Source organism: Streptomyces sp. NBC_01176, from assembly GCF_045039825.1.
Classification (GTDB): domain Bacteria; phylum Actinomycetota; class Actinomycetes; order Streptomycetales; family Streptomycetaceae; genus Streptomyces.
On sequence record NZ_CP108600.1, the window covers coordinates 8136682 to 8148564 of the forward strand.

Genomic DNA, 11883 nt, shown 5'->3' on the forward strand with positions numbered 1-11883 from the left:
GAGGCAGGCCGGACGGATCCCCGGGCCAACCCCGACAAGGGATGCCCTGGGTTGCTGGTCGCCCGGATGCGATCGCCTCATGACGACCTCGGGCAGCTCCCGGCCGCCAAAGATCACGGAGGAGGTGGGCGAAGGTCGGAGCGCCCCGCAGTCGCTCAGCCATGAGCCCGTGTACCTCGACCGGCCCCGGGTCGCATCCAGGGTTGAGCAGGGTCGAGAACTCTCCGGACTGTTCGCCTTCCGGGCTGATCGTCACCACAGCGACGGACAGCATTCGGTCCCGTCGGGGTACGAGTACTCAGGTTTCTACATCGATCAGCGCCCAGTCGCAGGCGTAGTCACTTGCGGTGGGTATATCCAAGCCAGCAGAGACGAGACTCATCGCGTGGGTTGCCCAATCAACTCGGTGACTTACGTGGCGTCGTGTGCCCTACTGCAGCCCGACTGACGGTCAGGGACAGGACTCCTCGAACTTGACCGCCTTGAGAGTGACCGGCTGCCCGTTGAGCGATGTGCCCGCGGCCGGCTCCTGCGTGCACACCTTCCAATTCGATTCGACCAGTACCCAGCGGTCGTCCGGCAGGGCATCCTTCACCGTGAGGGAGACACCGGAGTCCAGGGCGGAGCGGGCGGCCTTGACCGACTCGCCGGCGAAGTTCGGCACCTTGCCGCCTTCAGCGGTCGGCGGCTTCTCGTTCTTCGCCGGGCAGTCCTCCCTGAGCTTCAACGCCCCGAAGTCGAGGTCGGTGTCGGTCGGCTTGAAGGCGCCAGCCTCCATGGTCTGACTGCGTACGTTCCAGTTCCGGTCGAACGCCTGTATACGTTCCCGGCCAAGTGCGTCGTGGGATGTGAGCCCATGGAGACCGGCTCCCTGCGCTTTGTCCTCGACTGACTGCAGGCCCATGCCGACGAAGTCGGGGACGGTCGCCTTCTTGGGCGCGTCGGCAGTCGGCTTGTCGTCGCTGGCCGTCTTGGCGGCTTCGCCGAGTTGGTCCGCACCTGGTCCGGATCTTGGTCCGTGATCTGTGGTGTTGGCGTGCGAGTCCTGTGGTACGACATGGCACAGGTTGTAGATCGTGTCTTGTGCGGTCCAGGGTGGTCTAGGGAAGGCACGTAAGTGCAGGTCACGCCGCTGTGATCCAGGAGCGTCCGCGGTGTTGGTGAGAGCGATGTGAGAGATGCGTACCCCCGTCGGCAGGTGCCGACGGGGGTACGGGCGTGTCGCGGCGGGTCTCTCTGGGGGGGCGAACGATGTGGCCTGTCGGGTCGGGGCGTCTATGTCCCTTCTGCTCGGGGCGGGCGGTGGCGACGCTGCGGTGCGTTCAGTGAGGTTGCCTTCTGCGGATGGGGAGGACGCTGAGGGCCATGACGGTGCCGTCGTCGTGGAAGGAGATCGGCCCGTTCCATCGGCCGGTTCCGTGGGGGGCTCGCGGATGGACAGGGATGGAACTACTGTGCGGCACCGGGTATCCCGTGAGGAAGTGCACCGACGTCGTCCCCCAACCCGGGTCGGGCAGGTGACGATCTCGGTGCGGCGCTCAGGCGTCGGGGTCTTCCCGGAGGTAGTCGGGGGCGAGGTTCTGAAGGCGCTTGCGGTGTCCCCGACGCGTACTTCCGGGTGCTATACATACCCGCGTGCCCTTCCTGGCGTACGGTGCTCAGGGCTACGGGCCGACTCGCTCACCGAACCGGGCCGGGGCACGCTGGGAGGCGTGACCAGGGCACCGATCGCAGTGCACCGGCCCTCCCGTACGGGCGGCCGGGGAGTCACCGTGCACAGCAGCGGGCGGGACGAGATCCTCGGGACCGCCTACAGCGACCACGACCTGGTCGTGTTCCTCGAGGGCACCGGCTTCGCCGATTCCGATGCCATCCTGGACGACCCGCGGTGGGTGGAGTGGCGCGGCGGACCCGCCCACGAGATCAGCGCCTTCTGATGTCCGAGCGGCCCAACGGCCGGGCAGGTGGTCCTGCCCGGCCGCGGTGGCTACTCCCAGGGTCTCGGTAGCGCGTGCCACAGGGTTCTGAGCCAGTCGGGCGGGTTGGTGAGGAACTTGTCCACTAGCCGGGCCGTGATGGCCCGGGCGGCCCCTTGGGCGGCGCCCTGGGCTATCGCGGCGGGCAGGCCGGCACCGATAGCGGGCTGCTGCGGGACGGGTGCGAGGTTGGGCGGCTGGACGCGCGCGGGATCGTTGTCCCGGGTCATGGTGCTGCTCCCTTGAGCAGAGGGATCGAGGACAGCGGACACCTGCGTGGTGTCGTCCGCGGGGGAATGCGCCGCGCGGTCGGCGGTCCTGCTGCGGCTCTGCGTGAGAGCGTCCCTGTGAGGCTTCAGCCTGGCCCAAGGGTGGCGTTGGTGTCGTGTCCAGCGTAGCGGTGGTCGGTATGTTCGGTGCCCCTGCCGCCTGGTGGGTGGGGTCATCGGTACGGCCTTCGGCGTGAGTTCGACATGGCGGGCGGGACAGTGACAGGACGAAGGCCCGGACGTCTGGTCCGGGCCTTGCTCTGTCGGAAACCGTGTAGCGGGTCGAAAGCCACTATCGGCTGGCCCGACGACAGCGGGGCCCGAACAGGATTGCCCTGCCTGGCCCCGCTGCTCGTCCCGGCGGACGACGTCCTCATGCGCGAGGCATTCAGTTACCGAGTCGGCACCTATGACCCTGCTCAGTGGTGTAAATGAAGCCACAGCGCTGGCACTCTTGCAGCCCATCGACCACGTCTGCGCAATGGAAGCAGAAGTCGATAGGCGTCTCTGGAGCGGCAGCGGTTCGGGCCCCTCGTACCAGGCTGCTCATCGCGCAGACGGGACACCGGTTCGGGGCGTCGCCGTCGTACGAGGCATCAGGAGCGGCACGGTCGAGAACGTGGACGGCGTAGCCCAGCGCCAGGCCCAGAGCGCCATAGCCCTCCACGCAGAGGTGGCAGTACAAGGGGGAGAGGCTGGCGTCCGACTGGCACCACTCGGGCACGCCTTTGATCATTGTCGGAGTGAGGGCGAACTGACGGCACTGCGGGCACTGGAGGGTACGCGCTCTGACGGGGCCCAGCACCGGAGCGAGGTCCTTCATGCGCTCTGCTACATAGCCCTGGATCGTACGGACCCCTCCGCGGATCCGGTCCATGTCTATCTCCGCGTGGCGTCGTTCCTCCTCATCCGTGATGTGCTCCAAAATGTGCTCACCGACGAAACTGATGAGGAAGTTCAGCACTTGGGCAGTGGTGCTCTCCACCTTGCCAGCTTTGGCGTTCTCACCGACCAAGCCATAGTGCTGCAGAGCGTTGCGGCGTTTCGCCAGGTTGGAGAGGGCATCCTTTTCACTCTGGCTGAACTTGATACCCGCCATATTGGTCAGGCGCTTACGCGTCTCTTCCGGAGAGCAACTGTTCAGCGTTCCGTTCTCGAGCGCTTCTCGCGTAGCGTCCCCGGGGTTGGCGAACACCAGAGACCAGTGCACCATCTGCAGACGCGCCTTCAGAAGCACTTCGGCGCCCGCAGCCAGGTGCAGCACGGCGTACTTCATGGCTCTTGCACTTGGTTCCCTTCCACCCTCTAGGTGCTCTGCCACGCTGACCAAGTAGTCCAGACCATTCCTGACGGGTGGGAAGTGCACATCTCCTGCGAGCTCCGCTTGGCGCACCTGGTAGTAGGACCCGTTATGTTCGACCAAGCGCTGATCCACTGACTGCGGTATCTCCTCGAGTTCATGACTCGACGCAGCGTCGAGAAATTGCTCATCCATGGGAATCCTTCAGGGCAAGTGAACCTTGGCGGAGGATCTTCTCACGCACCCGGTCCCGGTGTGTGCCTCCTGGAGGGTTGCCAGGGCTGTCGCCTCACCAAGGCGGCTGGTGTTGCTCGCGCGATGCCGGGCGGGACAAGCCGCCCGGCTACCGTCGGCCACGCTCCGTTTCCCACTTTCTGCGGTCAGCGCGACTGGATCCATAGGCCGCCGTACGCGACGACGGCGCCGCCAACCGCGGTTGCGGCCCCTCGGAGCAGATGCAGGCCGGCCTCGTTGCGGGGCCGCCGGGCGTGCTTGGTCCACCGAGTCCTCGACGATCCGCCATCCGGCGTCGGGTGGGGTTCCGGGTCCGGGCTGTTGCCCTTACGCTCGTCCTTGGACATGAGCTTCTCCGACTCCTCTGACTAGGACGACGAGAACGACACCCGCACGCTTCGCGACTACATCCGCGATCTGTGTTCCTGATGGGGTGTCAGGTCGATCGGGCTACCTAAACTGCCTAATCAGTGCAGGTGCGGGACGCCGACACCAGCGGTTGTGTGCTTGGCGCATGAGCAGCGGCCAGGCTCATCGCCCAAGGTCATGCCCAAAGACTGAAGTGGATGTCTGCCCTTCGCTTTACGGCTCTCCTGCCGCATGTGTGGGTGTGCTGACCTTCCCCGATACGTGAAACACGCCGTCTCCTGTGATCCTTGAGGTGTTTAAGCGGCTCCGCGTACTCCCGGTCGATCCGGTCCCGCACCTGGCGCAGCCGCGCCAGGTCGCTCGGCCTCGCTCCGCTGCTACTCGGGCGGACCGTACGTCATCTCCAGCGAATGCTCCTCCAGGCTGCGGAGCGTCAGTTGGTCGTCCCGGGCCTCATTGAGCAGGAAGAGCTCCCGGGTCCGACACTCCTCGCACAGGCTGACGACAGCGAACGGCCAGAGGTCGACCGGAGCCCCGTACGGGGCACTGTCCACGTAGATGCGGTCGGGACGAAGCGGCTGGGTACTCGACCGCTCGAACGGCTCCCAGCTCGGATGGCTGCCCCTCAGCCGGAGCCCAACTATCCGGTACGAGCCCTCGTCGAGGTACTCGCACCGCTCCACCCAGTCCCAGTGCGTCCCAGAGAGCCAGCTGACCGCACTGATCGCCCGCACGATGTGCGGTTCCAGCCGCTCGACGTCTTCCGCCAGTTGGTGGCTGGCGCGGACGCCGTGCGCGTGGTGCGAGGTGTTCCTGAAGTCCTTGATGTGGCCCAGTAGGGCGCGTGCGTTTCCCCGGTCGCGCACGGTGGCGAGCTGTTGGATGCGGGGCTCGATTCCCTCGGCCTCCAGCCGATCGAGGATCCAGAGCCAGGTGCCGAAGGTGGCGCCGGTCCGGAACTGCTTGCGCAGGTTCCGGGAGAAGCCGTTCGACGCGGCCAGCTCGGTGAGCGCCAGCACGCCCAGCACCCTGGCCAGGCCCTCGCCCAGCTTGAGCAGTCCGTCCTTCCGCTCCGCTGGGTGCGTGCTGACCCGGTACCGACGGGACAGCGCGGCGGCGTGGTGCGGAAAGCTCCACTCGGCGCGCGAGATCGGGTCGTCCAGCGGGCGCACGAGTTCGCCGATCAGGCCGGCCTCGTGGGCGGCGAACCTAATCTCGTTGCGAACCCCCTGGACGTCCCGTTCGCCGCTGCCGAAGACGTTGGGCAGGATTCCCGACATCGTGGTCCGCAGTGCGCGCCGTCCCTCCTGCACGGTCTCCAGGAGGCTCTCCACCTCGCTGTCGGTCACCAGGTCGACGGGGACGTGCGTGTCCAGCAGATCGCGAGCGCTGGGGTACTGACCTTTGTCCTTGCGAGAGTTCAACCACTCGCAGAGCGCCTGGCCACTGCCGCGGAGCGGCTGCAGTACGAAGAGCGAGGTCGCCGCCTCGCCGAAGCCCTGCGGCAGCAGGCGCCAGTTCCCCGGCCGTCCGACGAGCATGCCGCCCGAGCACAGCGTCAGCGCCCCCCCATCCTCCGGCGCGTCGGGGAGCTCAACGGCCGAGTCCGCCTCGTGGAGGTCCTGGGCGCGCAGGTGCTTGGGCCGGTCTGCGCCGTCCTCCTGCTCCTCGCCGCGCTGCGGCGGGTGAACCCGGGTGGTCTCCAACCGAACAATGCTGCGCAGCAGTTCGAATTGGCCGTCGAGTTCCGGTCGGTAGAAGAGCGCTGATGGGATCTCGCAACCCACCCGCGTCCTGCTGTCGTCGATCCAGGCGTCCGGAGCGGTCGGGTGCACTTCACGTCGGAGGTGGTCGCTCGGATCCACCTGCAGCGGCAGGTGGACGAACTCGCGCAGCTCGGGATCCGGCTCGTGCGCCTCGCCGATCCGCTGCGGCTCTCCGTCGCCATCGCGCACACCGACGGCCTTGCGGACCGCCGCCTCGAAAACCTTCCCGCGCGGCCAGCTCACGCCGGCCGAGGCGACCGCCCGGCGCAGCGCCGTGACGGCCTCCTGGCCCCTCGTCCACGTCGAGCCGACCAGAGGACGCAGGGCGGCCACCAGGGCAGCGGGATCACGGGTCTTCTGGATCACGCGCGATTCGGCGAGCCGAGTCAGGACCTCCTCGGATAGCTCGTACCGGAGTCGCAGCGGTTGATCGATCGTGACGCGCTGGTACATCAGTTCGTGGGTGGAGACCACGCGGACCCGGTCGTCCGGCTGCTGGGCGGGGTCGGCGGACAAGGTGTCCAGGTAGAGCCCGGTGATCTCGGCGATCTGGTCCGACGTGATGTATTTGCGCTTAGAGCCGATGGAGCGACGCATCCGCTGCCACTGGTCCTGAGCGTTCAGCAGCAGCACCTGACCCCTGCGCTGTACCAGCTTGCGGTTGCTGAGGACCCACAGGTAGGTGCTGATGCCGGTATTGGGGAAGAGGAGGTCGGGCAGCGCGACCACGGCCTCGAGCCAGTCGTTCTCCACGATCCACCGCCGGATGTCCGATTCGCCGGACCCCGCACCCCCGAAGTACATCGGGGAGCCGTTGAAGATGACCGCTATTCGGCTGCCGCCCTCGCCCGAGGCGCTCACCGGCTTCATCTTCGCCAGCATGTGCTGCAGGAAGAGCAGTGAGCCGTCGTTAATCCGGGGAAGACCGGCCCCGAAGCGGCCCGCGAAACCGAGCTGCTCGTGCTCCGACCGGACCGCGTACTCGCTCTTCTTCCAGTTGACGCCGAACGGCGGATTGGCGAGGAGGTAGTCGAAGGCGGTTCCCTGGTGCCCATCCTCGGCGAAGACGTTCCCGAAGGCGATCGTCGAGGCCCGGCGGCCACTGGTCATCATGGTGGCACGGGAGATCGCCCATGACTCCCGGTTGATCTCCTGGCCGTACAGCGTGACGTTCGCCTGGGGGTTCATCAACGCGATGTACGAGGCAGCCTCGGTCAGCAGGCCGGCCGTCCCGCAGGCCGGATCCAGGATGGTGCGGACGGCATGCGGCGACGTCAGGAGGTCCGAGTCGGCGGATACGAGGAAGCCGGCCATCAGGTGGGCGACGTCCCGGGGGGTGTAGTGCTCCCCGCTCGACTCGTTGCCGCTCTCCGCGAACCGCCGGACGAGCTCCTCGAAGAGGCTCTCCATGTGGTCGTCGGTGATCATCTGCCCCAGGTCGATCGAGACGAACTGCGCGACGACGCGGTAGAGGAGTCGGGCCTGGTGCAGGCGGGTGACGGTCCGCTCGAACTCGAAGCCGTCCAGCAGTTCCCTGACGTTCCGGGAGTACCCGTCGACATGGGCCAGGAGTAACCGGTCGGCGTTCTCCGGATCGCTGAGCACGCTCTCCATGGAGAACCGGCTGGAGTTGTAGAAGGGCCAACCCGAGGCGGCCGTCAGGCGCTGCTCCCGCTCCTGCTCGCCGTCGGTCCGCTCGGCCTCGTCGAGCACCGCCTGTCGGCTCGGGGCCAGCAGGCAGTCCAGCCGGCGCAGCACCGTGAACGGCAGGATCACCCGCCCGTACTCGGAAGACTTGAAGTCGCCGCGCAGCAGGTCGGCCACCGACCAGACGAGCTTGGACAGATGCCCGGTGCCGTCACTCATGCTGTCCTCCGCAGGCCGGTGCCCTCCATGGGACTGATCATCCCATGGCGGTGGCCGGGCCGGCCCACGAGGAACATGGGACGCCGACATGCCGGTGACGGTACCTGGGGACCTGGGCGTCGCCACCGTCGTCGGTCGTCCCTCGTCAACCGTCGATCAGCCGACCGGACGTCAGCCGTCGTTCTCTTTCAGCGATCATTTCCGGTCAGAGCACTAGTAGTGCTTGGTCATGTTGGTGCGGGGTCTGGCATGTCACGGTGACAGGTGGGGCAGGCGCCGGTCCAGATCACGAGGAGTATCTGCAGCTCGCGGACGACTCGGTAGAGGGTCAGGCCGGCGCCGTCTCTTTTGGGGATCGGTTCAGTCGTTGCAGGGTGCAGAAGGCGTGGGCGACCGAGACGAGGGTGACGTGGTGGTGCCAGCCTGGCCAGGTCCGGCCTTCGAAGTGGGCCAGGCCCAGGGCCTGTTTCATCTCGCGGTAGTCGTTCTCGATGCGCCAGCGGAGCTTCGCGGTGCGCACGAGGACGGGCAACGGGGTGGTCTCGGGCAGGTTGGAGAGCCAGAACTGCACGGGCTCGTCCTGGTCGGCGGGCCATTCGGCCAGCAGCCAGCGGACCGGAAGCCCGGTGCCGGCCGTGGCCTTGCGGATCTCACGCCCGGCGGGCCGGATCCGCAGGGCCACGAAGCGCGAGTACATGCGCTTGTGCCCACTGCGGCCACTGCCCGGCCGTGATCCCTCCCTCCACTGCACCGGCCGTGCGGATGATTTACCGGCCGCGATGACCAGGCTCTTCACCCTCTGGGCAGGCTCGGGGTAGGCAGGAACCGGCGGTCTGCCCCGGCCTGTGTGGGCCGGGGTGCAGGGCTGTGCGTCCTCGGGTTGCGCGGTGGTCGTGGTCGAGATGCCCACCACGTAGTCGAGACCGCGTTCTTCCAGGCCGAGCCGGAAGGCGGCGGTGTCGCCATAGCCGCCGTCGGCGATGACCTGGGGCACCTCGATGCCCCAGGACCGCGTCTCGTCGATCATGTCGAGGGCCAGCTGCCACTTCTCGACATGGCCGATCTGGGCGGGGATGGCGCACTTGTCACGGCGGGCCACCTTGGCCGGATCGGCCTTCGGCGAGGCGGGATCCCAGCTCCCGGGCAGGAACAGACGCCAGTTCACCGCCACCGAGGCTCCGTTGGAAGCAAGGTGCAGCGAGACCCCGGCCTGGCAGTTGGTGACCTTGCCCGCGGTGCCGGTGTACTGCCGGGTCACGCACGCCGACGCATCCCCGTCCTTGAGGAACCCGGTGTCATCGATGACCAGCGCGGTGGGCTTGATGACCGGCTGCATACGCCAGGCCAACCGGGCCCGCACATGCGCCGCATCCCACGGGCTGGAGGTGACGAAGTGGGCCAGGGCCTGCCGGTTACCGTCCTCGCCCAAGCGGGCAGCCATCGGCTCCACCGACTTGCGCCCGCCGTCCAGCAGCAGCCCCCGTAGATAGACCCCGCCCCACCGTCGCTGATCCGCCCGCGCGAACGGCTCGAACATCTCCGCCGCGAAGTCCTCCAGATCACACCGGACCGCAGCCAGCTCCCCACTCAGCACACCCGATCAACGACACGACCGATCAAGAAGACACGCCGTCACGGACCGCACATGACCAAGCCCTACTAGCTGTACTCGGTGTGCTCGCTGGACAGCACCAACGCCGATGTGTCGGCTCGGACACCGAATGCATGCTCAAGAATCACCAAGACCTCCGGCCCCACGTGAACTCGCCAGTGACACTCACCACTGGAATCGCCGACTGGGCATCCAGTTCGATGAACTCTAAGTCGCCAGCCAGGCCAGCCTCTTCGGTTGCCTGGCGGCCTGGGGCGGCGCTTCTCTCACCTCACCACCAGCCAGACCCTGCCAGTAGGCGCAGTCCAAGCGACGGAACACGGCGTAGAACAGTCCTCCCTCAGTCCGCCGGTACGGCAGCACCAACACCTGGAACGGAGCACGACCCTCCAGACCTTCAGCCATCGCTCCACGGTGGAGCCGATGAGCCGCTTACGGTGTCGATCGGCGTCATCGCAGCCCGTCCCATCGGTCACGGTGTCCCACTGCGCCGATACCCGGCCCACAGTCGCCCGCCAGCCCGCGCCAGGACGTCGTCAACGACGCCAACAAGGGCTTCGGTCTGCCCGTTCAACGCCCCACGAACAGAATGGTGCAGGCGCACATTGAGGCCGGGCGCTGCGTCGTCGAGGCGACGTGCCAGCCACTTCCCGCCGCCACCCCACGCCCCGCCGAGCGCCAGCGCCAGTTCGCCTGCCCGTCTCGCCAGCTCTGAGGCGATGAACAGCCGCTCACCTTCATCGGTGCACCCAGCAAGATCGTCCAGGAGATCCGTGATCGAATATCGGAAGTCCTCGATCTCTTCCACTGTTGCCGCTGGCGGACCTGCGAGGGCCAGCTTCCTGGCTTCGGCAGCCACACTCACGCCGAGCCCATCCACGTCGAAGAGCAGTTCGCCATCCGCACACATCCACAGGAGCGGGGACCGGCGCTTGCGAATTTCCCGGTCCACGAATGCGTGCCAGGATTCTTCGGTGTGCACGAAGAGCTCCACGGGCCAGTCGCCGTACTGAAGGCTCTCTCTGTATGGAGCCGGCGGACCATGCAACAGCACCACGATGTCCAGGTCGGACAAGGCCGTGCGGCGCTCCGTCAGCACGCTGCCCCCCAGAAAAGCCGCGCGAGCGACAGGATGACGTTCCTCTACTACGGCGCGGGCGACGACAACCGGATCCATGCAGCCACTATCGGTATCCAGGGCGCGTCACGCATGTGGTTTGTTCAATCGCTCGGGTGAGCGGTGTGCGCCATGCCCGATGTGCGCACGGGTCGCCGCCAGAACTGCCCTCAGGGTGTGGAGGGCTGCTTTCCTGCCCGCTTCGGTCTCTGGATGAGATGATCACAGGCAGGGTCATGGTGTCGCATCGGTGGGAGGGGGAGCGGTGGCCACGGACGCCGTCTTGCGGGGGTACTTGCTGGAGGAATCGCTAGCTTGGCTGCTGCGGTTCAGTGGGTATCGGCTGTTGGTTCACGAGGACCAGGACCCCGAGGAACTGGTTGATCAAGAGGGGGCGCTTCGTGTACGCGGCCGTGGTGCCCTGCATCAGGTAGACGTGCTCGGCGAGTTCGCTTTCACACCCGCGTTCTCCATGCCGGTGCGGATGTTTCTGGAGGCCAAGTTCTACCAGAAGCCCTGTGGGCTGGAGATTGTCCGCAACGCCCATGGTGTGGTCCACGACGTCAACGAGAACTTCATGACGCATGCGGGCACACGCCCCCGACAGCGCTATCAGTATTCGTACGCGTTGTTCTCCGCGGGCGGCTTCACGGCGGATGCGCAGAGATATGCGCTGGCTCACCAGATCTCATTGGTGGATCTCTCCGGCGCCTCGTTCACCTGGCTGCTCGGCGCCATCGGCAGCACCGCGTGGAGCCTGTTCCAGGCACAGGAGAAGTACCTGCCCAAGCCCCCAGGGTTCCCCGTGACGTGGATGCGACGACAGCTGCGGACAGCGTTGGAGACATCCCCGGTGCACTTCCTGCCCTCGGCTGACATTGCTGAGGGGAAGTTCAAGGACGCCGCCCGCGCCGCGCTCGACCAGCTGGTTGCGGCTCTCCGCCAGCGCAGTGAGACGGAGCTGCTGCTCGGATTTCCCTCCGCGCCCTTCATCCTTCCGCTGGCTGCGGATGACCACAGTCGGTTCCTGCAGTACGCGGACGCCCGACCGGACCATGCGGTGCGCATCAAGAGGCGCGGCAGCGGGACGGTGGCGGAGTGGACACTGGCTCCGGTAGAGGCGCCCGGCTCCTACGAGTTGGCGTTCAAGCTCCCGAAGCACATCGAACAGTGGATCAGCGACATTGACGGGAAGGAGCGGCGGCGCACCATGGAGATCAAGGAGCAGTTTCTGTCCGTGATCACCATCTACCGGATGAACGGCGAGGGTCTGCGTACCTACCAACTGCGCTACGAGGCGAGTTCCTTGTCGCGCTTCTGATTCCGGTGTGACGTTCCGGACCCCAGCGTTGGTGCGTTGGCCAGGGTCCGGAG

8 protein-coding genes and 1 pseudogene are annotated in these 11883 nt (G+C 66.7%); 2 read left to right on the forward strand and 7 right to left on the reverse strand.

All coding sequences use genetic code 11. The annotated features are described in order from the left end of the window. Positions 1-130: 130 nt before the first annotated feature. A pseudogene (locus OG199_RS35410) lies at positions 131-382 on the reverse strand (DNA polymerase III); the annotation flags it as partial. 69 nt (positions 383-451) lie between these two features. Then, positions 452-778 (reverse strand): PASTA domain-containing protein, encoded by a 327-nt coding sequence (locus OG199_RS35415; protein ID WP_372446631.1) that lies wholly within the window; start codon positions 776-778, stop codon positions 452-454. Positions 779-1712: 934 nt separating this feature from the next. On the opposite strand from OG199_RS35415, the gene OG199_RS35420 reads away from it, so the two are divergent. Next, on the forward strand, positions 1713-1937 hold the full coding sequence (locus tag OG199_RS35420; RefSeq protein WP_207314487.1) for a hypothetical protein: 225 nt from the start codon (positions 1713-1715) through the stop codon (positions 1935-1937). A gap of 50 nt (positions 1938-1987) precedes the next feature. On the opposite strand, the gene OG199_RS35425 is transcribed toward OG199_RS35420, so the two are convergent. The 5 genes from OG199_RS35425 to OG199_RS35445 all read right to left on the reverse strand — a co-directional run bounded on the left by OG199_RS35425 (position 1988) and on the right by OG199_RS35445 (position 10569). After that, positions 1988-2206, reverse strand: a complete 219-nt coding sequence (locus OG199_RS35425) for a hypothetical protein (protein WP_207314486.1) — start codon at positions 2204-2206, stop codon at positions 1988-1990. Positions 2207-2633: 427 nt separating this feature from the next. Then, entirely contained in the window at positions 2634-3740 is a 1107-nt protein-coding gene (locus OG199_RS35430; protein ID WP_207314485.1) for a hypothetical protein, read from the reverse strand. Between the two features lie 785 nt (positions 3741-4525). Next, entirely contained in the window at positions 4526-7780 is a 3255-nt protein-coding gene (locus tag OG199_RS35435) for an N-6 DNA methylase (RefSeq protein ID WP_405832910.1), read from the reverse strand. A 328-nt stretch (positions 7781-8108) separates the two neighbouring features. Continuing rightward, positions 8109-9317, reverse strand: coding sequence for an IS701 family transposase (locus tag OG199_RS35440; RefSeq protein WP_405827786.1), 1209 nt, complete (start codon positions 9315-9317; stop codon positions 8109-8111). A gap of 547 nt (positions 9318-9864) precedes the next feature. Then, a complete protein-coding gene (locus OG199_RS35445; protein WP_207314483.1) occupies positions 9865-10569 on the reverse strand; it encodes a nucleotidyltransferase domain-containing protein in 705 nt (234 codons plus the stop codon). Between the two features lie 205 nt (positions 10570-10774). On the opposite strand from OG199_RS35445, the gene OG199_RS35450 reads away from it, so the two are divergent. Beyond that, positions 10775-11830, forward strand: coding sequence for a hypothetical protein (locus OG199_RS35450; protein WP_207314482.1), 1056 nt, complete (start codon positions 10775-10777; stop codon positions 11828-11830). Positions 11831-11883: the final 53 nt, after the last annotated feature.